This window comes from Streptomyces sp. NBC_00582 (assembly GCF_036345155.1).
GTDB lineage: Bacteria > Actinomycetota > Actinomycetes > Streptomycetales > Streptomycetaceae > Streptomyces.
On sequence record NZ_CP107772.1, the window covers coordinates 9,385,554 to 9,410,599 of the forward strand.

22 protein-coding genes are annotated in these 25,046 nt (G+C 72.8%); 16 read left to right on the forward strand and 6 right to left on the reverse strand.

Annotated features, from left to right (window positions below):
- Nucleotide 1 precedes the first annotated feature (1 nt).
- The 3 genes from OG852_RS42470 to OG852_RS42480 form a co-directional block, all read right to left on the reverse strand.
- Nucleotides 2-3,700 carry a nitrate reductase subunit alpha gene (locus OG852_RS42470; protein ID WP_330350662.1) on the reverse strand — a complete coding sequence of 1,233 codons (3,699 nt, stop codon included), beginning with the start codon at nt 3,698-3,700 and terminating at the stop codon, nt 2-4.
- Nucleotides 3,701-3,825: 125 nt separating this feature from the next.
- A complete protein-coding gene (locus tag OG852_RS42475) occupies nt 3,826-4,248 on the reverse strand; it encodes a pyridoxamine 5'-phosphate oxidase family protein (RefSeq protein ID WP_133913083.1) in 423 nt (140 codons plus the stop codon).
- A 151-nt stretch (nt 4,249-4,399) separates the two neighbouring features.
- Complete coding sequence (locus OG852_RS42480; RefSeq protein WP_330350663.1) at nt 4,400-4,864, reverse strand: cyclic nucleotide-binding domain-containing protein; 465 nt, start codon at nt 4,862-4,864, stop codon at nt 4,400-4,402.
- A gap of 193 nt (nt 4,865-5,057) precedes the next feature.
- Here OG852_RS42480 and OG852_RS42485 point away from each other — a divergent pair, with 193 nt between their 5' ends.
- The 5 genes from OG852_RS42485 (at nt 5,058) to OG852_RS42505 (ending at nt 9,769) form a co-directional block, all read left to right on the forward strand.
- Nucleotides 5,058-5,786 carry a DUF429 domain-containing protein gene (locus OG852_RS42485; protein ID WP_330350664.1) on the forward strand — a complete coding sequence of 243 codons (729 nt, stop codon included), beginning with the start codon at nt 5,058-5,060 and terminating at the stop codon, nt 5,784-5,786.
- A gap of 120 nt (nt 5,787-5,906) precedes the next feature.
- Nucleotides 5,907-6,821 carry a universal stress protein gene (locus OG852_RS42490; protein WP_133913086.1) on the forward strand — a complete coding sequence of 305 codons (915 nt, stop codon included), beginning with the start codon at nt 5,907-5,909 and terminating at the stop codon, nt 6,819-6,821.
- Nucleotides 6,822-6,949: 128 nt separating this feature from the next.
- A complete protein-coding gene (locus OG852_RS42495) occupies nt 6,950-7,855 on the forward strand; it encodes a universal stress protein (protein WP_330350665.1) in 906 nt (301 codons plus the stop codon).
- 25 nt (nt 7,856-7,880) lie between these two features.
- The gene (locus tag OG852_RS42500; RefSeq protein ID WP_133913088.1) at nt 7,881-8,903 is read left to right on the forward strand and encodes a zinc-dependent alcohol dehydrogenase; all 1,023 of its coding nucleotides are present in this window, start codon (nt 7,881-7,883) and stop codon (nt 8,901-8,903) included.
- Complete coding sequence (locus OG852_RS42505; RefSeq protein ID WP_133913089.1) at nt 8,900-9,769, forward strand: universal stress protein; 870 nt, start codon at nt 8,900-8,902, stop codon at nt 9,767-9,769. The genes OG852_RS42500 and OG852_RS42505 overlap by 4 nt, the downstream gene beginning before the upstream one ends.
- Nucleotides 9,770-9,775: 6 nt before the next feature.
- On the opposite strand, the gene ppk2 is transcribed toward OG852_RS42505, so the two are convergent.
- A complete protein-coding gene (gene ppk2, locus OG852_RS42510; protein ID WP_133913090.1) occupies nt 9,776-10,579 on the reverse strand; it encodes a polyphosphate kinase 2 in 804 nt (267 codons plus the stop codon).
- Nucleotides 10,580-10,743: 164 nt separating this feature from the next.
- Between ppk2 and OG852_RS42515 the strand changes: the two genes are divergently transcribed.
- Both OG852_RS42515 and OG852_RS42520 read left to right on the forward strand, forming a co-directional pair.
- Nucleotides 10,744-11,241: a flavodoxin domain-containing protein gene (locus OG852_RS42515; RefSeq protein ID WP_133913091.1), complete on the forward strand. Its 498-nt coding sequence runs from the start codon at nt 10,744-10,746 to the stop codon at nt 11,239-11,241.
- A 37-nt stretch (nt 11,242-11,278) separates the two neighbouring features.
- A complete protein-coding gene (locus OG852_RS42520) occupies nt 11,279-11,980 on the forward strand; it encodes a helix-turn-helix domain-containing protein (RefSeq protein WP_330351598.1) in 702 nt (233 codons plus the stop codon).
- 161 nt (nt 11,981-12,141) lie between these two features.
- Here OG852_RS42520 and OG852_RS42525 read toward each other — a convergent pair whose 3' ends face one another.
- The gene (locus tag OG852_RS42525) at nt 12,142-13,296 is read right to left on the reverse strand and encodes a Gfo/Idh/MocA family protein (RefSeq protein WP_330350666.1); all 1,155 of its coding nucleotides are present in this window, start codon (nt 13,294-13,296) and stop codon (nt 12,142-12,144) included.
- Between the two features lie 130 nt (nt 13,297-13,426).
- Here OG852_RS42525 and OG852_RS42530 point away from each other — a divergent pair, with 130 nt between their 5' ends.
- The 8 genes from OG852_RS42530 to OG852_RS42565 all read left to right on the forward strand — a co-directional run bounded on the left by OG852_RS42530 (nt 13,427) and on the right by OG852_RS42565 (nt 22,818).
- The gene (locus OG852_RS42530; protein WP_330350667.1) at nt 13,427-14,431 is read left to right on the forward strand and encodes a LacI family DNA-binding transcriptional regulator; all 1,005 of its coding nucleotides are present in this window, start codon (nt 13,427-13,429) and stop codon (nt 14,429-14,431) included.
- 166 nt (nt 14,432-14,597) lie between these two features.
- Nucleotides 14,598-15,656, forward strand: a complete 1,059-nt coding sequence (locus tag OG852_RS42535; protein ID WP_330350668.1) for a LacI family DNA-binding transcriptional regulator — start codon at nt 14,598-14,600, stop codon at nt 15,654-15,656.
- A gap of 399 nt (nt 15,657-16,055) precedes the next feature.
- A complete protein-coding gene (locus tag OG852_RS42540) occupies nt 16,056-17,528 on the forward strand; it encodes a glycoside hydrolase family 32 protein (protein ID WP_330350669.1) in 1,473 nt (490 codons plus the stop codon).
- Nucleotides 17,529-17,635: 107 nt separating this feature from the next.
- Entirely contained in the window at nt 17,636-18,979 is a 1,344-nt protein-coding gene (locus OG852_RS42545; RefSeq protein WP_330350670.1) for an ABC transporter substrate-binding protein, read from the forward strand.
- An 83-nt stretch (nt 18,980-19,062) separates the two neighbouring features.
- Complete coding sequence (locus tag OG852_RS42550; protein WP_443064616.1) at nt 19,063-20,058, forward strand: carbohydrate ABC transporter permease; 996 nt, start codon at nt 19,063-19,065, stop codon at nt 20,056-20,058.
- A 2-nt stretch (nt 20,059-20,060) separates the two neighbouring features.
- A complete protein-coding gene (locus OG852_RS42555) occupies nt 20,061-20,897 on the forward strand; it encodes a carbohydrate ABC transporter permease (protein ID WP_133913098.1) in 837 nt (278 codons plus the stop codon).
- 126 nt (nt 20,898-21,023) lie between these two features.
- Nucleotides 21,024-22,145 carry a HoxN/HupN/NixA family nickel/cobalt transporter gene (locus OG852_RS42560; protein WP_443064617.1) on the forward strand — a complete coding sequence of 374 codons (1,122 nt, stop codon included), beginning with the start codon at nt 21,024-21,026 and terminating at the stop codon, nt 22,143-22,145.
- A gap of 76 nt (nt 22,146-22,221) precedes the next feature.
- Nucleotides 22,222-22,818, forward strand: coding sequence for a cadmium resistance transporter (locus tag OG852_RS42565; RefSeq protein WP_330350672.1), 597 nt, complete (start codon nt 22,222-22,224; stop codon nt 22,816-22,818).
- Nucleotides 22,819-22,829: 11 nt separating this feature from the next.
- Here the strand turns inward: OG852_RS42565 and OG852_RS42570 are convergent, their stop codons facing one another.
- On the reverse strand, nt 22,830-23,573 hold the full coding sequence (locus OG852_RS42570) for a class I SAM-dependent methyltransferase (protein WP_330350673.1): 744 nt from the start codon (nt 23,571-23,573) through the stop codon (nt 22,830-22,832).
- Nucleotides 23,574-23,840: 267 nt separating this feature from the next.
- Here OG852_RS42570 and OG852_RS42575 point away from each other — a divergent pair, with 267 nt between their 5' ends.
- Nucleotides 23,841-25,031: an MFS transporter gene (locus tag OG852_RS42575; RefSeq protein ID WP_330350674.1), complete on the forward strand. Its 1,191-nt coding sequence runs from the start codon at nt 23,841-23,843 to the stop codon at nt 25,029-25,031.
- Nucleotides 25,032-25,046: the final 15 nt, after the last annotated feature.

The window sequence follows — 25,046 nt, forward strand, 5'->3', positions numbered from 1 at the left end:
GTCAGTACTCCACTTGCTGGCTGCGGCGGCGGATGACGGTGACCTCGTCGCGCTGGTTGCCGGTCGGGCCGTAGTAGTTGAAGGCGTAGGTGAACTGGGCGTAGCCGCCCGCGAGATGGGTGGGCTTGAGCAGCAGCCGGGTGAGCGAGTTGTGGATGCCGCCGCGCCTGCCGCCGACCTCGGTCCTCGGCACGTTCACGGTGCGGTCCTGGGCGTGGTACATGTACACCGTGCCCTCGGGCATGCGGTGGGTGACCACGGCCCGGGCGGCGACGACGCCGTTGCGGTTGTACGCCTCGATCCACTCGTTGTCCTTGACGCCGATCTTCTCGGCGTCGGCGGTGGACATCCAGATCGTGGGTCCGCCGCGGGACAGGTCGAGCATGTACTTGTTGTCCTGGTAGTTCGAGTGGATGGACCACTTGGAGTGCGGGGTCAGATAGCGGACCGTGACCTCGGCCCGGCCGCCTTCGTGGAGGTGCTCGTCGCCGTAGTGCTTGGGTGTGTTCAACGGCGGCCGGAAGACGGGCAGTTGCTCGCCGAGCTCGGTCATCCAGTCGTGCTGGACGAGGAACTGCTGGCGGCCGGTGAGGGTGTGCCAGGGCTTCTTGTGCTCGGTGTTGATGACGAACGGCGCGTAGCGGCGCCCACCGGTCTCCGAGCCCGACCACTCGTAGGAGGTGATCACGGAGCGGGGCTGGGTGCGGGTGTCGGCGAACGTGATCCGCTCCGCCTCGCGCTCGGCGGCGAGTTCCACCAGGCCCTCGCTGCCGGTCTGCCGCTCCAGCTCCCGGAAACCCTCCGTGGCCAGCCGGCCGTTGGTGGTGCCGGACAGGGCGAGGATCGCCTCGCACATGTCGCTCGCGGTGGCCAGCGAAGGCCGTCCGGCGGCGATCCCGTCCCGCACCGTGCCGTTGCGGTGCCGCAGATCCTCCAGCTCCCGGTCCGGGTGGACGGTGACGCCCTTGGTGGTGGTCCCCAGGGTGTCGAGCAGCGGGCCGACCGCGCGCATCTTCTGCGCGGTCGCGGCGTAGTCGCGCTCGATGACGACCAGCTTCGGCATGGTCTTCCCGGGCACCGGTTCGCACTCACCGGTCTTCCAGTCCCGCACCACCCCGCCCGGCTGGGCGAGTTCGTCGGGTGTGTCGTGCAGCAGCGGTACGGCGATGACGTCGGTGCGGCTGCCGAGGTGCTCGGCGGCCAGCTCACTGAACCGGTCGGCGATCGTCAGGAACGTGTCGTAGTCGGTGCGGGCCTGCCAGGGCGGGGCGATGGCGGGGGTGAAGGCGTGCACGAAGGGGTGCATGTCCGTCGACGACAGGTCGTCCTTCTCGTACCAGGTGGCGGCCGGCAGGACCACGTCGGCGAGCAGTCCGGTGGACGTCATCCGGAAGTCCATGCAGACCAGCAGGTCGAGCTTGCCCTCGGGGGCCTCCTCGCGCCACACCACGTCCTTCGGCCGGTGCTCGGGCGGGGTCTCCTCGGAGCGGACGGCCGCGTCGGTGCCCAGCAGGTGGCGCAGGAAGTACTCGTTGCCCTTGCCGGAGGAGCCGAGCAGGTTCGCCCGCCAGACCGTCAGTACCCGGGGGAAGTTGGCCGGGTCGTCGGGGTCCTCCGCCGCGAACCTCAGCCGCCCGGACCTCAGTTCGTCCACGATGTGCTCGGCGACCGGCCGGCCCGCCCGCGCCGCCTCGTCCGTCAGGTCCAGCGGGTTGCGGTTGAAGCCGGGGTGACCGGGCGTCCAGCCCAGCCGCACGGCCTGCGCCAGGCAGTCGGCGAACCCCTTGCCCCGGAACCGCCCCTCTCCGAGCGGGGAGGCCAGCTCCTCGGGCCCGAACGCCTCGTAGCGCCACTGGTCGGAGTTCAGGTACCAGTAGGAGGTGCCCGCCATGTGCCGGGTGGGCCGCTGCCAGTCGAAGGCGAACGACAGATGCTGCTGCCCGGTGACCGGGCGGACCTTCTCCTGGCCGACGTAGTGCGCCCAGCCGCCGCCGTTGACGCCCTGGCAGCCGGTCATGGTGAGCAGGGCCAGGAAGGCGCGGTAGATGGTGTCGGAGTGGAACCAGTGGTTGGTGCCGGCGCCCAGCGCGATCATGGAACGGCCGTGGGTGCGCTCGGCGTTGCGGGCGAACTCGCGGGCGATCCGCGCCGCCTGCTCGGCCGGCACGGAGGTGATCGTCTCCTGCCAGGCCGGGGTGTACGGCTGCGCGGCGTCCTCGTACGACTGCGGCCACCTCCCGGGCAGACCGGGCCTGCGCACCCCGTACTGGGCGAGCATCAGGTCGAACACGGTGGTGACGAGACGGCCGCCGATCCGGCGCACCGGCACCCCGCGCACCATCACCGAACCGCCCTCGGTGGCGCCCTCGTCGAAGCGGGGCAGGGCGATCTCGGCCGTCTCCTCGGCCCGTCCGAAAAGGCTCAGCTCGGGCACGACGTCGCCCAGGTCCAGGTTCCAGCGGCCTCGCCCGGCCTCCCCCCACCGGAAGCCGAGCGAGCCGCCCGGGACCACCGGCTCACCGGTCGCCCCGTCCAGGAGGACCGTCTTGGACTCGGCATGCTCTTCCTCATGGCCGAGATCCGCGGCGGTCAGGAACCCGTCGGGGACGAGTCCGCGGTCGTGCTCGCGCAGCGTCACCAGGAACGGCGCGTCGGTGTACGTCCTCAAGTAGTCCCGGAAGTAGGGGACTTCACGGTCGACGAGGAACTCGCGCAGGATCACGTGTCCCATGGCCATGGCCAGCGCCCCGTCCGTGCCCGGATGCGGGGCCAGCCATTCGTCGGCGTGCTTGACGTTGTCCGCGTAGTCGGGGCTGACGGCGACCACCTTGGTGCCGTTGTAGCGGGTCTCGGTGAGGAAGTGCGCGTCGGGCGTACGGGTCACGGGGATGTTGGAACCCCACATGATCAGATAGCCCGCGTTCCACCAGTCCGCCGCCTCGGGTACGTCCGTCTGGTCGCCGAAGACCTGCGGCGAGGCGATCGGCAGGTCGGCGTACCAGTCGTAGAAGGACAGCAGGGTGCCGCCGATCAGGGAGTGGAACCGCGCGCCGGCCGCGAACGACGCCATCGACATCGCCGGGATGGGCGAGAAGCCGGCGACCCGGTCCGGGCCGTACGTCTTGACCGTGTGCACCTGGGCCGCGGCCACCAGCTCGCTCACCTCGTCCCAGTCGGCCCGCACCAGACCGCCCTTGCCGCGGGCCCGCTTGTAGGCGCGCGCCTTGGCCGGGTCGCCCGTGATCTCCGCCCAGGCCGCCACCGGATCGCCGAGCCGGCGCCGGGCCTCGCGCCACAGCTTCAGCAGCGCGCCGCGCACATACGGGTAGCGGACCCGGCTCGGGGAGTACGTGTACCAGGAGAACGAGGCACCGCGCGGGCAGCCCCGCGGCTCGTACTCGGGGCAGTCGGCGCCGATCGACGGATAGTCCGTGGCCTGGTGCTCCCAGGTGATGATGCCGTCCTTGACGTACACCATCCACGAGCAGGAACCGGTGCAGTTCACCCCGTGCGTCGAGCGCACCACCTTGTCGTGGGCCCAGCGGTCCCGGTAGAAGCCCTCCCACCGGGGATCGCCCTCGCCGAACACGGCGCGTCCGTCCGCCGACACCTCACGGCGGGTCAGCAACCGCCGGGCGGCCAGCGGCCAGTCCTCACCGGTGCGTGCCGCCCGGCGCCCTGCGCTCTGGTCGTTCTCCATGTCCAGGAACCTAGGCGGCGCGGCCCCGGCCGCACCCGGGGCCGGCGGTCCCCGCCGGGTACCCGTCCGGCCCCATCCGGCCGGCCCGGAAAGGGACCAACGGCCCTCTTGCCGTACCGCGGCGCTCAGGCGCTGTCCCGGGCCCCGATCACCTCGCGCCCGGTGACCATCCCGGGATCGATCCGTACGAAGACCCCGTCCCGGATCGGCATCCAGGAGGTGGGACCGCTCTCGGACAGGCGATCGTGCTCGGCGGGGTCCGTCACCACGGCCGCCTGGCCCGTGACGACGACACTCCAGCCGGACTGGGTGGCCGCATGCCACTCGTCCGCCTCGAAGGCGACCACGACGCCGTCGATCGCACGGACCAGGTCCGAGGCGGCCGAGGTGCGCAGCACCACGGAGGCGTCCGGATCGAGGGTGAAGTTCACGGGGAGGACCGCGGGCAGCGCGTGTCGGGTGTACACCACACGGCCGACCGGCACCTTCGCCAGCAGGCGCAGGCACTCCTGCCGGTCGAGCGCACGAAAGGCATCGTTCTGAACCATCCGTCCATCGTCGGACGCGCCCCCGGCAGGCGGGTAGGGCCGGTCGGCCCGTTCTGGGCACGGAACACGGACCGGGTCCGGCGACCGGTGTCCCGGGCACGGCGAAGGGCCCTGCGACAGGGGAGTGTCGCAGGGCCCTTCCGGCGCGGGATCAGACGGCGCTGCCGGCGCCCCACGGGGCGTACAGGTCGAGCAGGCGGGTCCGGGTGGAGCGCAGCCGGTGGGCGAGCACGTCGCCGACCCACTGGCCGACGGCCCGCCCCAGGTCCGGGTCCTCCTTGCACATCATCCGGACGGCCGTGGCGTCGAACTCGTACGCCCGTACCGGTGTCGCCGCCTCCGCGCCCAGGTGCCAGACATGGGGGGTGAACAGCCAGGACCAGCCGACGAGCTCGTTGTGCCGCAGGGACTCGATGACGGCCGGGCGGCGGCCGGGCACCCGCAGGTCCAGCTCGACCGTGCCGGTACGGACGATCCAGAACCGGTCGGCCCGGCCGCCCTCCTCGAACAGACGTGTCCCCTGCGGGAAGGACACCTCGCGGGCGACGCGCAGCAGCCGCGCACGGTGCTCGGCGGGCAGGGCGCGCAGCATGGTGGGTGCGGGGATGTCGATCATGGCGTGCCTCCGGGCTGATCGGCGGGAACTGCCACGCCCAGCGTGTGCCCGGCACCCGTTCCCGGACCAGGGGCCGTCCGGTACCCCACCTGGGCCGGTCGGCCCCGGCCCCGGACGGCCCCGGACGGCCCCGGGCGGGGCCGGGGCGGGGAAAACCGAGGGCAGGCGCCGTCGGACACGGCATGCTGGCGGCATGCGCACCGTCGGCGTGGATCTCTCCGCGCGCCCCCGTCGTACCGCCGCCTGTGTGATCGACTGGTCCGGGAAGCGGGCCGTCGTCCACGCCCCCGTCCTGCGCTGCACCGACGAAACACTGCTGGAGCTGCTCACGGCCCTGGGGGAGGAGGACCGGGCCGGGGTGGACTGCCCCTTCGGCTGGCCCGTCGCGTTCGTCGAGGCGATGGCCGCCCACGCCGCCCCGCACCCCGACTGGCCGGGCCGTGACACCGAGGGCGACGAGGACCTGCGGGCCCTGCGCTATCGACGTACCGATCTGCTCGCCGCCCGCCACGCACCGCGCCTGCCCCTGTCGGTCTCCTTCGACAAGCTCGGCTCCGTCGCCGCCCGCTGGGCCCGCCTCCAGGCCCGGCTGGCCCGGCTCGGCCACCCGGTGGACCGCACGGGAGCCGGCAGGGTGGCCGAGGTGTACCCGGCCGCCGCCCGGCACCGATGGGGTCTGACCCTCGGCACGGTGGCCGAACTGACCGCCGCCGCCCCCTGGCTGCACATCCCCGACGCGGCACGCCGGACGTACGCCGCCGACCGGGACGCCTACGACGCCCTCATCGCCTCGCTGGCCGCCCGGGCGATCGCCGTGGGGCGCACCGCGTGGCCCACCGCCGAGGACGCCGCGACCGCCCGCACCGAAGGCTGGATCCACATCCCCGAACCCGACTCCCTCCCTGACCTCCCGCGGGACTGACGGGCCGTCACCGTGTGCGTCCCTTAGGGCCCTTCGGCCCCCGGAAAGGACCTCAGGCCCCTGCTGCGGCGGGTGCGCCGCCCCGGAGACTGACGGCGCATCCCCCAAGGAGGTCCGCACATGCCCGTCATCACCGTCGGTCTCGACGGCTCGCCCGAGAGTCTCGCCGCCGCGGACTGGGCCGCCCGCGAGGCGGCCCAGCAGGAGGCGCTCCTGCGGCTCGTCCACGCCGAGGAACCGGTGGTCCCCCTCTACGCGCCGCTCGGCGGGGTCCCCGCGCCCGGACTGCTCACCGCACAGCGCGCCTGGGCCGAGCAGCTGCTCCGGGACACCCGGTCCCGGCTCGAACGGCGCCGCCCCGATCTGCGCGTCACCACCGAGGAGATCCGCCGGCCGGCGGTGCCGGCCCTGCTGTCCGCCGCCGAGGACGCCGACCTGCTGGTCCTGGGCTCCCGCGGCCTCGGCACCGTCACCGGCTTCCTCGTCGGCTCCGTCGCCCTCGCCGTCGTGGCGCGTGCCGAGCGGCCTGTCGTCCTCGTCCGGTCCGGCGGGCGCGCCGAGGACGAGCATCTGCCGGACGCCTCCGGCGCCCCGTCGGAGACCACGCCGTACCGCGACGTCGTGCTCGGCGTGGACCTGGAGCACCCGGCCGACGCCGTCATCGCGTTCGCCTTCGAGGCCGCCCGGCGCCGCGCGTCCGGTCTGCGGGTCGTCCACGGCTGGAACCCCGCGGCCGTCTACGGCTACGGCGCCGTCCTCGACTCGGGCCTCGACGCGGAACTGGCCCAGGAGGCGCGGCACGGGCTGCGCGAGGTGCTGCGGCCCTGGCGGGACAAGTTCCCCGGCGTGGAGGTCCGCGAGCAGACGGTCGTCGGCGGCGCCGGACGCCATCTCGTGCACGCCGCACGCGACGCCGCGCTGGTCGTCGTGGGCCGGGAAAGGCGCCGCACCCCGCTCGCCGGCCGCATCGGCCCGGTGACGCACGCCGTCCTGCAGCACGCCTCGGCGCCGGTCGCCGTCGTCCCGCACGACTGACGGCGGGACGGCGACGGGCCGTCACAACGGGGCCGGTCGGCCCCCGGCCGGGACCACCGGCCCCTGCGGCCCGCGCCCCGAAGAGCCAACACTGGAATCGGATCCCTTGCCACCAGGAGGTGGAGATCATGCTCCGCACTGTCACCGTAGGCCTCGACGGCTCGCCCGAGAGCCGGGCCGCCGCGGAGTGGGCCGCGCGCGAGGCGACGCTGCGCCGCCTGCCGCTGAAGCTCGTCCACGTGTGGGAGCCGGTGCCGGAGCCCCTGGCACAGGCCCCGCTCCTCGGCGCGGAGACCCAGCAGCACTGGACCGAGCGGATCCCCCGGGAAGCCGCCGCGGGCATCGGACTGCGTCACCCCGGCGTCGAGGTGATCACCGAGCAGCTCCACGGCCACCCGGGCGACGTGCTCGCCGAGGCGGCGAAGGACGCCGAGCTGCTCGTCCTCGGCTCGCGCGGTCTCGGCGGGCTGGGCGGGTTCATGGTCGGCTCGGTCGGCCTGTCCGTCGTCGCACACGCGGAGCGCCCCGTGGTGCTGGTCAGGGCGCTGGAGCAGGCAGCCGACGAGCACGAACCGGACCCCGCCGGCATTCCGTCCGCCGCCGCGCCCTTCCGGCCGGTCGTCCTCGGACTCGACACCGCGCACCCCGACGAGACGCTGATCGAGTTCGCCTTCGACGCCGCCCTGCGCCGCACCACCTCGCTGCGGGTCGTCCACGCCTGGAACCCGCCGCCGTACTACGCCTACGCCACCCCCGCCAACCCCGCCCTGCACGAGGCACTGGCCCTCGCCGCCGCGGAGGAGCTCGCCAAGGTGCTCAGCCCCTGGCGGACCAGGTTCCCCGGCGTGGAGATCGTCGAGGTCACCCGCTACGGCAGCCCCGCGGTCCATCTCGTGGACGCCTCCCACGAGGCCTCCCTGGTCGTGGTCGGCCGGCGCGCCCGCCGCAACCCGGTCGGCACCCACATCGGCCATGTCACCCACGCCGTCCTGCACCACGCCAGTGTCCCCGTCGCCGTCGTCGCCCACGACTGACAGGCCGTCCCGAGGAGTTGACCCCATGAAGGCAGCGGTCGTCCGAGCATTCGGCGAGCCCCTTGTCATCGAGGAACGCCCCGACCCCGAACCCGGCCCCGGCCAGGTCCGCGTCCGGGTGGAGGCCTCCGGGCTGTGCCACACCGACATCCACGCCGCGCACGGCGACTGGCCCGTGAAGCCGAATCCGCCGTTCGTGCCCGGCCACGAGGGTGTCGGCCTGGTCGAGGCCCTCGGTGCCGGCGTGACCCACCTCGCCGTCGGACAGCGGGTGGCCGTGCCCTGGCTGGGCCGGGCGTGCGGGCGGTGCGAGCACTGTCTGTCCGGCTGGGAGACCCTGTGCGAGCAGCAGGTCAACACCGGCTACGGCTGTGACGGCGGCTACGCCGAGAAGATGCTCGCCTGGGCCGACTTCGCCCAGCCGGTGCCCGACGGCGTCAGCCCCTTCGACGCCGCCCCGCTCACCTGCGCGGGCGTCACGACGTACAAGGCGCTGAAGGTCGCGGGGGTCCGGCCGGCGCAGCTCGTCGCGATCTCGGGCGTCGGCGGGCTCGGCCATCTCGCCGTGCAGTACGCGAAGATCGCCGGCGCCACCGTCGCCGCGATCGACGTCACCGACGACAAGCTGGGCCTGGCCGCCGAACTCGGCGCGGACATCCTGATCGACGCCCGCAAGGAGGACGTCGGCGAGGTCCTCCAGCGCCACGGCGGCGCCCACGCGGCGCTGGCGCTCGCGGTGAACGAGGCCGCCTTCGCCGCCGTCCACGCCGGTCTGCGGCGCGGCGGCAAGCTGGTCATGGTCGCGCTGCCGGCCCACGGCACCGTCCGGGTGCCGATCTTCGACACCGTCCTGGGCGGCACCTCGGTCATCGGCTCGATCGTCGGCACCCGCCAGGACCTCGCCGAGGTCTTCCAACTGCACGCGGCCGGCCGGACCCAGGTCATCTACGAGGCCCGTCCCCTCGCCTCCGTCAACGACTCCATCGACGAGGTGCTGCGCGGCCAGGTCAAGGCACGGATCGTCTTCGACCTCGGAGCCGGTCGATGAACACGGCCGACCTGCCGGTGGTCGTCGGCGTGGACGGCTCCGAACCGAGCCTGAGCGCCGTCGACCGGGCGGCCGACGAGGCCGCGCTGCGGGGGGTGCCGCTGAGGGTCGTGTACGCGTCCCTCTGGGAGCGCTACGAGGGCACCGCCCTGGCCGGGGACCACCGGCCCTTCGAGGAGGTCCGCGCCGACGACGTCGTGGCGGTGGCGGTCGGCCGGGCCCGCGCGCGCCGGCCGGACCTGACGGTGTCCGGCGAGGTGGTGCCCGAGGAACCGGAATACGTCCTGGTCCGGGAGGGGCGCCGCGCCAGTGTCCTGGTGGTCGGCACCCGGGGTCGCGGCAGCGTCGTCGAGATGCTGCTCGGCTCCGTCAGCCTCACCGTGGCCGCGCACGCCCACTGCCCGGTGGTCGTGGTGCGCGACGGACCCTCCGATGGCGGGACGCGCCGCCGTGTCGTGGTCGGCGTCGGCGGCACGGGCAAGGACTCGGCGGCGACGCGCTTCGCCGCCGAGGAGGCGCGACTGCGCGGCGTCCCCCTGGACGCCGTACGGGCCTGGCGCTGCCCGGCGCGGGAGAGCGTGGAGCACCCCCTGCTGACCGGCGCGCCCGCCCGTCTGCACGAGGAGCAGGCCGCCCGGGTTCTGGAGGAGGCCCTGGCCAACGTCCCCGCGGACGTCGAGCTGCGCCGCCGTACCGTCGAGGGACCCGCCCGTGACGTCCTGCTGGACGCCTCCCGGGACGCCGCGCTGCTGGTGGTCGGCGCCCGGCGCACCCATGGGCACCTAGGTCTCCAGCTCGGGCAGGTCGCCCACGGCGTCCTGCACCGGGCCACCTGCCCCGTCGCCGTGGTGCCCGAACCGGCGTAGCGGCGCTCAGAGACCGGCCGCGTGGTCGGGGACGTAGGTCCGCAGATCGCGCGGCGGGCGCTGGTAGCCCGTCGACGCCGGCCGCTCCGGCAGCTCCAGCACCGGCGGCGGCACCTCGTGGTACGGCACGGACGACAGCAGATGGGCGATCATGTTCAGCCGCGCCTTGCGCTTGTCGTCGCTCTCGACGACGTACCAGGGCGCCTCGGAGATGTCGGTGTGCACCATCATCTCGTCCTTCGCCCGGGAGTACGCCTCCCAGTGGGTGAGGGACTCCAGGTCCATCGGCGACAGCTTCCAGCGCCGCAGCGGGTCCTGAAGCCGGCGCCGGAACCGCTCCTGCTGCTCGGTGTCGCTCACCGAGAACCAGTACTTGCGCAGCAGGATGCCGTCCTCGACCAGCATCCGCTCGAAGACCGGGCACTGGCGCAGGAAGAGCTGGTGCTCCTCCGGCGTGCAGAAACCCATCACCTGCTCGACTCCGGCCCGGTTGTACCAGGACCGGTCGAACAGCACGATCTCCCCGGCGGCCGGCAGATGCTCGACGTACCGCTGGAAGTACCACTGGGTGCGCTCGCGCTCGGTCGGCTTCGGCAGCGCGGCGATCCGGGCCACGCGCGGGTTGAGATGCTCGGCCACCCGCTTGATCGTGCCGCCCTTGCCGGCCGCGTCCCGCCCCTCGAAGACCACCACCAGCCGGACGCCGTTCGCCCGCACCCACTCCTGGAGCCTCACCAACTCCGTCTGCAGACGCAGCAGTTCCTTCTCGTACACCTTGCGCGGCAGCTCCGCCGCCTTCTTGCCGGCCATGGGACGCACCGTACCCGCCCCGGGCCCGCGGCGGGGGGGCCGACCGGCCCCCCGCGCGGCCCGTCCGGCCCCGTGCCACCCCCGCCGTACCGCGCGACGATGGAAGTGTCCCGGGGCGTGTGCGCGCACGCGGGGGACGGAGATCAGGAAGGAGGCGAACCGTCATGGCCGACAAGGTGCTGGTCACCTACGGCACGACCAACGGTTCGACGGCGGAGATCGCCGAAGCGGTGGCCGCCGTCCTGCGCAAGGACGGGCTGTCCGCCGAGGCACGCCCGGCGCCGGACGTGGCGAGTGTGGCGTCGTACGACGCCGTGGTGGTCGGCGGCGGCCTGTACGCCGGACGCTGGCACAAGGACGCGCGGCGGTTCGTCCGGCGCCACGGCCGGACACTGGCCGGTCGCCCGGTGTGGCTCTTCAGCAGCGGGCCGCTGGACCCCTCGGCGTCCGAGCGGGACATCCCGCCGGTACGGGGCGTGCGGCGGGCGATGACCCGGCTGGACGCCCGGGGACACATCACGTTCGGCGGACGCCTCGAGGAGGGCGCCAAGGGACGGGTGGCCGGGATGATCCTGCGCTCCGGAAAGGGCGGCGACTTCCGGGACTTCACCGCGATCGAGACCTGGGCGGCGGGCATCGGCCACGAGCTGACCCGCTCGTAGGAGATTTTCCACGGTGGCACGAGAGGACGTGACGGCCATGGCCGAACAGCAAGCGGTGCCCGTGACGGAGGGGCCGCCCGCGGGTGATCTGGGCCGTCGGCTCGCCGCGCGGCGAGCCGAGCTCGGACTGTCGCTGCACGAGACGGCCGCCCGGGCCGGCATGGCCCCCAGCTATCTGGCGCACCTGGAACGGCACCCCGGGGCCGCCCCGGGCCGGGGAACCCTCCTCGGTCTCGCGGGGGTGCTGCAGACCACGGTGTCGGCACTGACCGGCGGCGACGCCGACCGCCCGCCCGGTCCGGGACGGGCCGGGCACGCGCCCGAGTTCACCGAGCTGACCAGGACCGAGTGCGGCGATCTGCTCGCGACGCACGGGGTGGGCAGGCTGGCGGTGCCCACCGCCCAGGCACCGGTGATCGTGCCCGTCAACTACAGCGTCGTCGACGGCACGATCGTCTTCAGGACCGCGCGGGGCGCGGCACCGTCCCTGGCGGTCGGCTGCCCGGTCGCCTTCGAGGTCGACCGCATCGACGACACGTTCAGCGAGGGCTGGAGCGTGCTGGTGCGCGGGCACGCGCGCATGGTCACCGACCTCGGTGAGGCGCATCGCCTGGCGGGGCGGGCCCACAGCACCCCGTGGGCGGGCGGCCGGCGTGACGTATGGGTGCGCATCCACCCGTACGCCGTCACCGGCCGCCGGATCAGCCGGCGCGCGGAGACGGACGTGCCCACCGGGTGAGACGCGGCGGAGCGACACCGCGGGGGATCGGTGCCGCTCCTGTTTCCAGAGTGGCCCGTCCGGCTCCCCTTGCACAGGTGCCGAAGGTCCCGCCCCGCGCGCCGTACGGCCCCTCACCGCACGACCGGTCCTCATCACACGCACACCGGTGCGCGCCGGGATCAGGCCAGGTCCACCCACGTCCCCGTCCCGGCGGACCGGGTCATCGCCTCCAGTGCGGCGGCGCTGTGGACCGCGTCCGTGAGCGTCGTGCCGTACGGGGTGCCCTCGGCGATCGAGCGCAGGAAGCGGTACGCCTCGACGACCTTCAGATCGTCGTAGCCCATGCTGTTGGCGGCGCCGGGCTGGAACGCGCCGTACTCGCCGACGCCGGGGCCGACGTACACCGTGCTCACCGGCTGGTCCTGGTACGTCGTGCCGCGGCTGACGCCCAGCTCGTTCATCCGGCGGAAGTCCCAGAACACCGCACCTCGGGTGCCGTGCACCTCGAAGCCGTAGTTGTTCTGCTCGCCGACCGAGACCCGGCAGGCCTCCAGGACACCGCGGGCGCCGGAGGCGAAACGCAGCAGGCAGTTGACGTAGTCCTCGTTCTCCACCGGGCCGAGGTCGCCGCCCGTGGAGCGGGTGTGACCGGCCGTCGCCCCGGTCGGACGGGCCCGCTCCGGCACGAAGATCGCGGTGTCGGCGGTGAGGGAGACGATGTCGCCGAGGAGGAAACGGGCCAGGTCCACGCCGTGCGAGGCCAGGTCGCCCAGCACCCCGCTGCCGCCGCGCGCCCGCTCGTAACGCCAGGTCAGAGCACCCTCGGGATGGGCCGCGTAGTCGCTGAACAGCCGCACGCGGACATGGGTGACCGTCCCGATCTCTCCCGAGGCGATCAGCTCACGGGCGGCCTCGACGGCGGGCGCGTTGCGATAGTTGAAGCCGACCGTGCCCTGCACGCCCGCCTTCGCGACGGCGTCGGCCACCGCCCCGGCGTCGCCGGCGGTCAGACCCACCGGCTTCTCGATCCAGATGTGCTTGCCGGCCTCCGCCATCGTCACACCGATCTCCCGGTGCAGGAAGTTCGGCGCGGTGATGCTGACCGCCCGCACACGCGGGTCGGCGGCGATCTCGCGCCAGTCCCGGGTGGTCGAGGCGAAGCCGAACTGCGCGGCGGCCTCCTCCGCCCGGCCCGGCACCTCCTCCGCCACCCGGATCAGCTCCGGACGCAGACCCAGGCGCGGATAGTGGTGCGCGATCCGGGCGTACGCCTGGGTGTGCACCCGCCCCATCCAGCCGAACCCCACGACGGCGACACCGAGCGTGCTTGCCATGACACCCCTTCTCCCTACCTGTTTGGACCGTTCCACAAGCGCTGGGCCCCACCCTGGGCCCCGAATACCCAGGTGTCAATCCTGGAAGCCCCCTTTGACAAGCCCACGACCTTATGGAACGGTCCACACCATGAGACCCCCGACGATCCGCGACGTGGCCGAACGCGCCGGCGTGTCGAAATCCCTGGTCTCCCTGGTCCTGCGCGGCTCCGCACAGGTGCGTCCCGAGAAGCGGCAGGCCGTGCTGGCGGCCGTCGAGGCCCTCGGCTACCGGCCCAACGCCGCCGCGCGCAGTCTCAGCGAGCGCCGCACCCGCTCGGTCGGCGTGCTCCTGAACGACCTGCGCAACCCCTGGTTCGTGGAACTCCTCGACGGCCTGAACTCCCGCCTCCACGACAACGGTCTGCGCATGCTGCTCGCCGACGGCCGACTGGGCCGCCGCCTCGGCGAGGACCTCACCCGCACCTTCACCGAGCTCAGGGTCGACGGGCTCATCGCCGTCGGCACCCTTCCTCCTTCGGAGGCGCTGCGCGCCGCGGCCGCCCACATCCCCACCGTGGTGGCGGGCGCCCGTGAACCGGACCTGCCCCGCGTCGACGTCGTCGCCAACGACGACGAGCACGGCGCGCGACTGGCCACCGAGCACCTCATCGCGCTCGGCCACCGCCGTATCGCGCACATCGCGGGCACGGGCGTCGTCGGCGAGCTGCGCCGGCGCAGCTTCGAGACGGTCATGGGCGAACACGGGCTCGCGGCGGAGGCCGCGGTCGAGCAGGGCGACCTGACCGAGGAGGGCGGCTACCGGGCCATGGTCCGGCTGCTCAGCGCACCCGAGCGGCCGACCGCCGTCTTCGCCTTCAACGACATCGCCTGTGTGGGCGCCCTGTCCGCGGCCGAGGAGTCCGGCCTCCAGGTGCCGCGGGACCTGTCCCTGGTCGGCTACGACAACACCTACCTGTCCCGGTTGCGGCACCTGTGGCTGACCACGGTGGACAACGCCAGCCACGACGTCGGGCGGGGCGCCGCCCAGCACCTCCTCGACCGCATCGAGGACCCGGCGCGGCCCAAGCGGACCGTGCTGTCCCCGCCGGCCCTCGAGGTGCGCGGGACGACCGCGCCCCCCGCCGCCGGCTGAGCTCGCGCCGAGCCGGGAGCACACCGCGGCGACACACGCCGGCCAAGAGTTTGTTACGAGCCATTGACAGAAGCCCCGCGCGTCGGCACTCTCATGTGCACACCGGTTGGCTAAACGATTTACCAACCCGGTATCCACTACTTTGTACGGACGTTGGGCAGGGGCGATGGCGCGTCGGATCGGGATCAAGGACGTGGCCGCGGCGGCAGGTGTGTCGACCGCGACCGTGTCGCACATCCTGAACGGCGTCGAGGGCAAGCGCGCCAGCGCCCAGACCCGGCAGCGCGTCCTGCGGGTCGCGGAGGAACTCGGATACGCCCCGAACGGCCTCGCCCGGGGGCTGCGGACCCAGCGCTCCCAGACCATCGGCCTCGTCAGCGACGAGATCGCCACCACCCCCCACGCCGGCCGGATGATCCTCGGCGCCCAGGAGGCCGCCGCGGCCGAGGGACTGGTGCTCCTCCTCGTCAACACCAGCGGCGACGCCGCACTGGAGCGCACGAGCATCGAGATGCTACTCCAGCGCCAGGTCGACGGCGTGCTGTACGCGGCCATGTACCACCGGGTGGTGAGCGTCCCGGGGAGCCTCGGCTCGACGCCCACTGTGCTGCTGGACGCCCGCTCCGAGGACCCCGCCGTCCCCTTCGTGGTACCGGACGAGGTCCAGGGCGGTTACACGGCCGTGCGCGAGCTGATCGCCCACGGGCACCGCAGGATCGGCATGACCGTCCAGACCGTCGACCTTCCCGCCCGGCAGGGCCGCCTGGAGGGCTACCGCAAGGCCCTGGCCGAGATCGGTGTCGCCTACGACCCGTCCCTGGTCGCCGTCGAGACGGCCGTGCCCTTCAACACGGTCGGCGGCGATGTGAGCGCGGGGTACCGGGCCGCCCGGCGGCTGCTGACGGCGGACCGGCGCCCCACGGCGCTGTTCTGCTTCAACGACCGGATGGCGGCCGGTGCCTACCGCGCCGCCGCCGAACTGGGACTCTCCGTCCCCGGCGATCTGTCGGTCATCGGCTTCGACAACCAGGAACTGGTCTGCGAGTCGGTCCACCCCCAGCTGACGACGGTTCAGCTGCCGCACTACGAGATGGGGGCACGGGCCGTGGCCCAGTTGCTCGCACTCACCAGGACTCCGGGCCGGCCACCGGGCCCGGACATTCAGGAGAAACTGCTGTGCCCGCTGGTGGCGCGGGCATCGGTCGCTTCGCCGCCCCGACTCTGACCCCGGGACGGCGAAGCATCTGCACCATGACAGGCGACCGTCGCAACCGGTCGTCGGTCCTGTCGGTACGTGAACACAGTGAGGGTACACATATGACCCCCGAGACTTTCAACGAGTCCTCGAACCAGCGCCGTCGGCCGGCCTCCACCGCTCGGGCACACGGGTACTGAGCCCGCGCCACCCGCTCCCCGCCGACCGAGGTCGGCTCTTCCGCACCCCTTTCCCGCGTCCCGCCGCCGGCCCGCGGCCGGCCCGCGCCCGCGCCGCCCCGTCCGGCGTGCCGCGCGCGGCGGGTACCGCCGGAAGGCACGTCATCGCGTTCTCCGAGGGGACCGCCGCCGGCCGTTGTCCGGTGACCGGCCGTCCCCGCCTGCTCTTCGCACCTCGAAAGGCACGTGTGTGTCCACCGCGCCCTGCGATCCACACCGCCCGGTCGCGCATCTGCGCCCGCCCCGGAACTGGATCAACGACCCCAACGGACTGGTCTTCCACGACGGCCACTACCACGTCTGCTACCAGTACAACCCCCATGGCGCGACCCACGCGCACATGCACTGGGGCCACTTCCGCAGCTCCGACCTGCTGACCTGGGAGCCGCTGCCGATCGCCCTGTCGCCGACGCCGGGCGGCGTGGACGCCGACGGCTGCTTCTCCGGCAACGCCGTCTCCGACGGCGACCGGCTGGTCGCCTTCTACTCCGCGCACCGAGAGGACCGCTCACCCCAGCACCAGCCGGTCACCTCCGCCACCTCCCACGACGGCGGCCTGACCTTCACCCCGCGGCGCGCACCGGTCGTCGCCGGCTGGCCCGAGGACTGCACCATGTACCGCGACCCGTACGTCTGGCGGGACACGGACCGGTGGCGGATGCTCGTCGGCGCCGCCCTCACGGACGGCCGCGGCGCGGCCCTGCTGTACGAGTCGCCCGACCTGGAGGACTGGACCTACCGGGGCCTCTTCGACGCCCGCCGGCAGGAACCGGTCGGCGGCACCGGCCTGCACACCGGCGAGGGCTGGGAATGCCCCCAGTACCTGCCGGAGCAGGCCGGACGCCCCGGCGCCCTCCTGTTCAGCGCATGGAACGCCCACGACGGCGAACGCTGCGTCACGGCCCTGGTCGGCAGAGAGAACGGCGACGTCCTCGAGGCCGGCGCCCCCGTCCTCGTGGACCACGGCCCGGACTGCTACGCACCGGCCCTCCTGCGCGCCCCCGGCGACCGCTGGCTGCTCTGGGGCTGGTCCCCGGAGGCCCGCGAGGAATCCTGGCCGGTCGCGGACGGCTGGGCCGGCGTGCTGACCCTGCCCCGCGAGATCTCGGTCGACGCCGACGGCACGCTCCGGCAGCGGCCCGCCGCCGAGCTGCTCGCCCTGCGCGGCGAGCACACCGTGAGCGCCGAGGGCGTGACCGAGGGCCCCGAGCCCGTGGAACTGGGCGGCGTGGGCCGCGCCTTCGACCTGACGGCGCGCCTGGAGGCCACGGGCACGGCGGGCCTGCGCCTGGTCACCGACACGGAGGGAACCGAGTATCTGGACCTCCGCCTCGACCCCGCCGCGGGCGAGCTGGTGGTCGACCGCGACCACGCCTCGCGGGACCCCCGCGCCCACGGCGGCACCCATCGGCTGCCCTGCCCCGACGGTCCGGTCGAGCTGCGGCTGGTCGTCGACCACTCCATCGCCGAGGTCTTCCTGACCTCCACCGACCAGGTGCTCACCCTGCGCTGCTACCCGACCGGCGACGGCCCGTGGCGACTTCAGGCCCGCACCGCGCCCGACACCCGTCTCAGCTACGCGATCGACGCCTGGGAGCTGCGGCCCCTCGTCGTCAAGGAGCCGGGCACCGACACCGACGCCGAGCAGGACCGGTCCCGATGACCGGGCAGCCGGCCGCGTCGCCGTCCACCACGGGCCGATCCCGACCTCTCTTCGCGCACCTCCGCACCACCCACCCTCACCCGCGTCCCACCCCGGAGGCTCCCACCATGAACGCCGGCACCGGAAGATCCCGCCGTACCGCCCGAACGGCCCTCGCCCTCGTCCTCCCCCTGGCGGCGCTGGCCGCCTGCGGCGGTGGCGGCGGCACCGGCACCTCCGCCGAACAGGGCAGCGGCACGGGCACCATCACCGTCTGGGCCCACCAGGGGCAGGCCACTGAGGCCACGGCCCTGCAGAACGCGGTGAAGACGTTCAACTCCTCCCAGAAGAAGATCAAGGTCGAGCTGACCCTGATCCCCGACACCGACTACACCAAGACCATCACGACCACCGACGCCTCCAAGCTGCCGGACGTGATGGAGTTCGACGGCCCGACCATGGCGAACTTCGTCTACAACAAGAAGCTCACCGCGATCGACGACTACGTCTCCGCCACGACCATGGCCAACGCCACGGACGCCATCAAGGCGCAGGGCGAGATCGACGGCAAGCACTACGGCCTGGGCATGTACGACTCAGGTCTCGGCGTCTACGGCAACAAGAAGCTGCTGGACGCGGCGGGCGTCACCTACCCCACCGGGCTCGACGACGCCTGGACCGCGGCCGAGTTCACCGCTGCCGTCAAGAAGCTGGCCGCCGAGGACGCCGACGGCAAGAGCCTCGACCTCCAGGAGAACAACGGGTACGCCAGTGAGTGGGGCACCTACGGATTCGCCCCGGTCGTCTGGTCGGCGGGCGGCTCCCTGCTGAAGAACGGCAAGGCCGAGGGCGTCCTCGACACCCCGGCCGTGGCCTCGGCGCTGAAGACCTTCCAGTCCTGGAAGACGTACACCGACCCCAACACCGACGGCAACGCCTTCGCCAAGGGCAGGGTCGCCCTGAGCTGGGTCGGCCACTGGATGTACCCGGCCTACGGCAAGGCCCTCGGTGACGACCTCGTCGTCCTGCCGCTGCCCGACTTCGGCGACGGCCCCAAGACCGGTCAGGGCTCCTGGAGCTGGGGCATCGGCGCCGCCACGAAGAACGGCAAGGCGGCCGGCGCCTTCCTCGACGCCCTCCTGAACGACACCAACGTCACCGCGATGACCACGGCCAACGGCGCCCCGCCCGCCACCCGTTCCGTCCTCGCCAAGAGCCCGCTGTACAAGGAGGGCGGACCGCTCCAGCTCTTCGCCGACCAGCTCGCCCAGCCCTGCGGCGACAGCGCCATCACCACGTCGTGCGTCGCCGTGACCCGCCCGGTCACCGCCGGATACCCGACCGTCACGGCCAAGTTCAGCGAGGCCCTGGCCTCGGTCTACGGCGGCGCCGACCCCAGGAGCGCCCTGGAGAAGGCCGCCCGCGCCATCGACCAGGACTTCTCCGACAACGCCGGCTACCGGATCCAGTAACCCCGCAGGACCGAGCGGCCGGGGCGGACCCCTCGACGCGACCTCGCGCGAGGCCGTCCGCCCCGCCGGGAACAGGACCACTCGTGAAAACCGTGGAACCCGCGGCCGCCACGCCCTCCGGCCGACACCGGAGCGAGGGCCCGCCTCCGCGCGCCACCGGCCCCGCGCGCCCGCCCCGCAGAAACCGGGACCGGCTGCACGGACTCCTCATGTCCGCGCCCGCCCTCGTGGGACTCATCGCCTTCGTCGGCGTCCCGTTCGTCTACGCCGTGGTGCTCTCCTTCTACAATGTCCGCCTCGGCTCGCCCCTCGCACCGACGTTCTTCGGCGTGGAGCAGTACCGGCGGCTGTTCACCGACCCCGACCTGTCCGGGCCGTTCCTGCGGGCCCTGCTGAACAACCTGACCTTCGCCGTGGTCGTAGTCCCGCTGCAGACCGGACTGGCGCTGGCGCTGGCGATCCTCCTCAACCGCAAGCTGAAGGCCATCGGGCTGTTCCGGTCCCTGTTCTTCCTGCCGGTCGTCTTCCCCATGGCCCTGGTCGCCGTCGTCTGGCGGCTCATCCTCGCCCGCAGCGGCGACGGCCTGCTCAACTCGGCGCTGCACACGGTCAGCCTCGGCAACTGGGGCGCCTTCGACTGGCTCGGCGACGGGCTCACCGCGATGGCGTCGATCATCGTGCTGTCCGTCTGGCAGGGCGTCGGCTTCCAGATGGTCATCCTGCTCGCCGGCCTTCAGCAGATCCCCTCCGAGCTCTACGAGGCGGCCCGGCTCGACCGGGCCTCCCGATGGCAGCAGTTCCGCCATGTCACGCTGCCCGGCATCCGCGGCACCCTCGTCTTCGTCGCCCTGCTCACCTCGGTGCTGTCGTTCCGTGTCTTCGACCAGGTCTACGTCCTCGTCAAGGGCGGCGGACTCGACGAGGACGCCACCCGGACCGTGATGTACCAGGCCGTCACCACCGCCTTCGACCAGAACAACATCGGCCAGGCTTCCGCGATCACCGTCGTCTTCTTCCTGATCGTCGTCGTCCTGACCCTCGTCCAGCGCCGCGTCGTCCGCTCCGGCAACGAGGACTGATCATGACCAGCACCCCCCTGCGCCGCCTCCTCGACTACACCGTCCTGAGCGTCCTGGCGTTCGTCTTCGTCCTGCCGGTCCTCTATCTGGTCCTCGGCAGCTTCAAGCCCTCCGACCAGGTGCTCAGCGGCCTGACCGGCTTCCTCCCGACCCATCTGTCCCTGGACAACTACCGGGCCGTCCTCGACGCCTTCGACTCCGACGCCACCGGCTACCTCTGGCGGTTCATGGGCGTCTCCCTGTTCCTGTCCACCGTGGTGGTCCTCGGCGGGCTGGTGGTCAACTCCATGGCCGCCTACGGCCTGACGCGCCTGCGGTGGCGGGGCCAGGGCGCCGTCTTCACCCTCGTGCTGCTGCTGATGCTCGTGCCGTTCGAGGCGGTCGCGGTCCCGCTGTTCTACCTGTTCAACGACCAGCGCAACACGCTCGCCATCCAGGCCGTGCCCTTCCTCGCGAACGCCTTCTCGGTCTACCAGTTCGCCACGTTCTTCCGGGCGATCCCGCCGAGCATCGAGGAGGCCGCCCGGATCGACGGCGCCGGTCCCTGGCGCACCTTCTTCGCCATCGTCGTCCCGATGTCGAAGCCGGTGTTCGCCTCGGTCGCCATCCTGACCTTCCTCACCCAGTGGGGCTCCTTCCTCTGGCCCGTCCTGATGGTCTCCGACCCGGCCGTCCGCCCGCTCCCGCTGGAGATGAGCGTCTTCCAGGGCCAGCAGCCCGTGGACTGGGGCCAGGTCCTCGCCTTCGGGGTCCTGCTGGTCCTGCCGGTGCTGATCGTCTTCGCGTTCTTCCAGCGCTGGTTCGTCCAGGGCGTCGCCGCCTCGGCGGTCAAGGGCTGATCCCGGCCCGGGATCGGCCCTTGACCCAAAACGATCAGGAGCTTTACTGCGACTAAGTTGCAAGTAGGTCATGCAGGCAGAAGGGTGAGACATGCAGATCGCCCCCACGAAGGAAGCCTCCGCCCGATGACCAGCGCCCCCGCCGCCTCGCTCCGGCACCGCATCCGAACGTCCATGACCCGGGAGGAGTGGACCAGGGTCGGCGGGATGGCCGCCTTCGTGCTGGCTCTGCATGTCATCGGCTGGTTCACCCTGGTCGCGATCGTGGCGCCGGAGCACCACAGCATCGGCACCCGGTCCTTCGGCGTCGGTATCGGCGTCACGGCCTACACCCTCGGCATGCGGCACGCCTTCGACGCCGACCACATCGCCGCCATCGACAACACGACCCGGAAACTGATGCACGAGGGGCAGCGGCCGCTGTCGGTCGGCTTCTGGTTCTCCCTCGGCCACTCCAGCGTCGTCTTCGCCCTGGCCTTCCTGCTCTCCCTGGGCGTCAAGGCCCTCGCCGGCCCGGTGCGCGACGACGGCTCGGGACTGCACGACGTCACCGGCCTGATCGGTACGACGATCTCGGGGACGTTCCTCTACCTCATCGCCGCGATCAACCTGGTGATCCTCGCGGGCATCTGGAAGGTCTTCCGGCAGATGCGCTCGGGCCGCTTCGACGAGGCGGCGCTGGAGAGGCAGCTCGACAGCCGAGGCCTCATGAACCGCATCCTGGGCCGCTTCATGAAGTCGATCACCAGGCCGTGGCAGATGTACCCGCTGGGCCTGCTCTTCGGCCTGGGTTTCGACACCGCGACCGAGATCGCCCTGCTCGTCCTCGCCGGCTCCGGCGCCGCCTCCGGGCTGCCCTGGTACGCGATCCTCTGCCTGCCCGTCCTCTTCGCCGCCGGCATGTCCCTGCTCGACACGATCGACGGCTCGTTCATGAACTTCGCCTACGGCTGGGCCTTCTCCAAGCCGGTCCGCAAGGTCTACTACAACCTCACCGTCACCGCGCTGTCGGTCGCCGTGGCGCTGATCATCGGCACGGTCGAACTCCTCGGCCTCCTCGCCGAGAAGCTCCATCTCCACGGCGCCTTCTGGGACTGGGTGTCCGCCCTCGACCTCAACGTCGTCGGCTTCGTCATCGTGGGACTGTTCTTCGCCACCTGGGTGATCGCCCTCGTGGTGTGGAAGGTCGGCCGCATCGAGGAGAAATGGACGGCGGGACTGGCGCAGGCGGCGCCCTCCGAGGGGTGAACCCGGTCCGCCGGTCGGGCGGACCACGCCGTAGGGTCGCCCTGTCACCGTCGAACCCACCGGAGCGGGCTGGTCAGTGCGTCTCGGCATCATCGGGCAGGCGGTCGGGCTGTTCGCCGTCACCAACGTCGACGACATCCTCGTCCTGTCGCTGTTCTTCGCCCAGGGCGCCGGGCGGCCGGGCGCGGCCCGCCGGATCGTGATCGGCCAGTACCTGGGCTTCGCCGCCCTCCTCGCGGTCGCGGGCGCGGCGGCCTTCGGCGCGACCTTCCTGCCCGAGGGCGTGCTCCCGTATCTCGGGCTGCTTCCGCTGGCACTCGGACTCAAGGCGGCCCGGCGGGCGTGGCGGGGGAGCGGCGACGACGAGGACGACGGGCCGGGGAGTGGGGGCGGCCCCGGGCCGCTGGAGGTCGCGGCCGTCACGTTCGCCAACGGCGGCGACAACATCGGCGTCTACGTCCCGGTGTTCGCCACCGCCGGGGCGGCCGGCCTGACCGTGTACACCGTCGTCTTCCTGGGCCTCGTCGGTGTGTGGTGCCTGGCGGGCCGCTTCTTCGCGACCCGGCCCGTCGTGGCCCGCGCCCTGAGCCGCTGGGGACACGTACTGCTGCCGGCCGTCCTCATCGGCCTCGGCGTGCTCATCCTCGTGGAGGGCGGCGCGTTCGGACTCTGAGGGCGCCCGGCTCACTGGTCGGCCACGAGCAGCCGGTACCCGACGTCTAGGGCGTCCAGCGTGAGCAGTCCGGCGTGGCGGGTGTGCCAGCGCCCGGTCGCCAGGTCCTCCGCGAGCCGTGCCAGACCGGGGGCGAGGATCTCCTCCCCGGGCTGGGCGAGCAGGGAGACGCCCGCCCGTACGCGGGGATCGAGATAGGCGTGCGGGCGCCGCCAGTACGCGGCGGCGAAACCGTCGACACAGTCGTGCGGAACCGGCACCACCTCCTGACGCGCCCCGCCCAGCAGTTCGCACAGCCGGTCGACGGGCGTGGCCCGCGCGTCGTCGAACGCGGCCGCCTCCGGCAGATAGTCCCGGACCAGCCAGAACCGCTCCCGAAAGACCCGCTGGTCCCAGGTCAGCACGACGACCCGACGGCGGGCGACCCGCCGCAACTCCGCGATCCCGGCGGCCGGATCACTCCAGTGGTGAACGGTCAGCAGCGCCATCACCGTGTCCACGGCCCCGTCCCGCACCGGAAGCCGTTCGGCGACGGCCTGCACGGCGGGCGCGGCCCCCACCGGCCGTTGCGCCAGCATCACCCGACTGGGCTCCACCGCCAACACGGTCCCCGCCGTCTCGTACGACCCGCTCCCGGCCCCCACGTTGATCACACCGCCGACTTCCCCGACGGCGCCACGAATCCGCGCGGCCACCCGTGGATCGGCCCGCCGAGTCCGCGCATACGCCACCCCGAGCACGTCGTAGACAGCCATGCCGCCCAGTATCCGAACCAGGCCACCCCACAGGAACGAGTTGGACCACGACATACGAGACGCGCGGTACGACCACCCGCGCGGCCCGCACCCGACGGTCCCGCTCCGACGGGCAGCCCGGCCGGGGACGTGACGTCCAGACGCTTCAACGTCCCAGGACGGTGAACTGACGGCCGGTCACCTCGAGGTGCGCGTACGGGAGGGCGCGGCTGTCCGTCACGGCACGTCGGTCCCGGCCGGACCGGACCTGCGGGTTACCGTCGGCGGGTGGACGGTAAGCGCCGAGGATGGGGTCCGTGCCTGCTCAGCGGGGCGGTGTTCGCCGTCTGCATGGCCGGCACCACGCTGCCGACCCCCCTCTACCCCCTCTACCAGGAGAAGTTCGGGTTCTCCGAGCTGACCGTCACCGTCGTCTACGCCGTGTACGCCTTCGGCGTCATCGGTGTGCTGCTGGCGGCGGGCAACGCCTCGGACACCGTCGGCAGACGCCCGGTCCTCCTCGCGGGCCTGGGCTGCGCGGCGGCCAGCGCCGTGTGCTTCCTGCTCGCCGGCGGGCTGGGCGCCCTGTACGCGGGGCGGCTGCTGTCGGGCTTCTCCGCCGGACTGTTCACCGGGGCCGCCACGGCGTACGTGATGGACCTGGCGCCGCCCGGCGGCTCCGCACGGGCCACGTTCGTGGCGACGGCCGCCAACATGGGCGGGCTGGGCTGCGGTCCGCTGCTCGCCGGCGTGCTCGCCGAGTACGCCGCCCGGCCCCTGTATCTGCCCTTCGCCGTGCACCTGGTCCTGGTCGCCGCCTCGGCCGCCGTCCTGGCAAGGCTTCCGGAGACCGTCCGTGAGCCACGGCCGCTGAACACCGTACGACCGCAACGGCCGGGACTGCCCCGCCGGGTACGACCGGTGTTCGTGCCTGCGGCCATCGCCTCCTTCGCCGGGTTCGCGCTGTTCGGGGTGTTCACCTCGGTCAGCCCGGCGTTCCTCGCGGAGTCCCTGGACGTGCGCGATCACGCCGTGAGCGGGGCGGTCGTCGCCCTGGCATTCTTCGCCTCGACCGCCGGGCAACTGGCCGTCGGCCGGGTCGGGGTGGGGCGGTCGCTGCCGATCGGCTGCGCCGTGCTCCTCGCCGGGCTCGCCCTGCTCGCGGGCGCCCTGCACTGGGACCTGCTGGCGCTGGTGGTGCTCAGCGCGGTCGTCGGCGGGTTCGGACAGGGGCTGGCCTTCCGCGGGGCGCTGTCCGCCGTGGCCGGGGCGTCCCCCGCGGAGCAGCGCGCGGCGGTCATCTCCACCCTGTTCGTCGTGGCGTACGCCGGTATCTCGGTGCCGGTGATCGGCGTGGGGCTGCTGACCGTGCCCCTCGGCCTGGAGGGCGCCGGGCTGGTGTTCATCGCCTGCATGGCCCTGCTCGTGACGGCGGCGGCCGGCTATCTGCTCCGTCGGCCGGTGCCCACGAAGGCGTGACGGGGGCGTGGCTTG

Coding starts and splice junctions, on each gene's coding strand:
- OG852_RS42470 (WP_330350662.1), bottom strand. CDS start 3,700: ATGGAGAACGACCAGAGCGCAGGGCGCCGGGCGGCACGCACCGGTGAG.
- OG852_RS42475 (WP_133913083.1), bottom strand. CDS start 4,248: ATGGTTCAGAACGATGCCTTTCGTGCGCTCGACCGGCAGGAGTGCCTG.
- OG852_RS42480 (WP_330350663.1), bottom strand. CDS start 4,864: ATGATCGACATCCCCGCACCCACCATGCTGCGCGCCCTGCCCGCCGAG.
- OG852_RS42485 (WP_330350664.1), top strand. CDS start 5,058: ATGCGCACCGTCGGCGTGGATCTCTCCGCGCGCCCCCGTCGTACCGCC.
- OG852_RS42490 (WP_133913086.1), top strand. CDS start 5,907: ATGCCCGTCATCACCGTCGGTCTCGACGGCTCGCCCGAGAGTCTCGCC.
- OG852_RS42495 (WP_330350665.1), top strand. CDS start 6,950: ATGCTCCGCACTGTCACCGTAGGCCTCGACGGCTCGCCCGAGAGCCGG.
- OG852_RS42500 (WP_133913088.1), top strand. CDS start 7,881: ATGAAGGCAGCGGTCGTCCGAGCATTCGGCGAGCCCCTTGTCATCGAG.
- OG852_RS42505 (WP_133913089.1), top strand. CDS start 8,900: ATGAACACGGCCGACCTGCCGGTGGTCGTCGGCGTGGACGGCTCCGAA.
- ppk2 (WP_133913090.1), bottom strand. CDS start 10,579: ATGGCCGGCAAGAAGGCGGCGGAGCTGCCGCGCAAGGTGTACGAGAAG.
- OG852_RS42515 (WP_133913091.1), top strand. CDS start 10,744: ATGGCCGACAAGGTGCTGGTCACCTACGGCACGACCAACGGTTCGACG.
- OG852_RS42520 (WP_330351598.1), top strand. CDS start 11,279: ATGGCCGAACAGCAAGCGGTGCCCGTGACGGAGGGGCCGCCCGCGGGT.
- OG852_RS42525 (WP_330350666.1), bottom strand. CDS start 13,296: ATGGCAAGCACGCTCGGTGTCGCCGTCGTGGGGTTCGGCTGGATGGGG.
- OG852_RS42530 (WP_330350667.1), top strand. CDS start 13,427: ATGAGACCCCCGACGATCCGCGACGTGGCCGAACGCGCCGGCGTGTCG.
- OG852_RS42535 (WP_330350668.1), top strand. CDS start 14,598: ATGGCGCGTCGGATCGGGATCAAGGACGTGGCCGCGGCGGCAGGTGTG.
- OG852_RS42545 (WP_330350670.1), top strand. CDS start 17,636: ATGAACGCCGGCACCGGAAGATCCCGCCGTACCGCCCGAACGGCCCTC.
- OG852_RS42555 (WP_133913098.1), top strand. CDS start 20,061: ATGACCAGCACCCCCCTGCGCCGCCTCCTCGACTACACCGTCCTGAGC.
- OG852_RS42560 (WP_443064617.1), top strand. CDS start 21,024: ATGACCAGCGCCCCCGCCGCCTCGCTCCGGCACCGCATCCGAACGTCC.
- OG852_RS42570 (WP_330350673.1), bottom strand. CDS start 23,573: ATGGCTGTCTACGACGTGCTCGGGGTGGCGTATGCGCGGACTCGGCGG.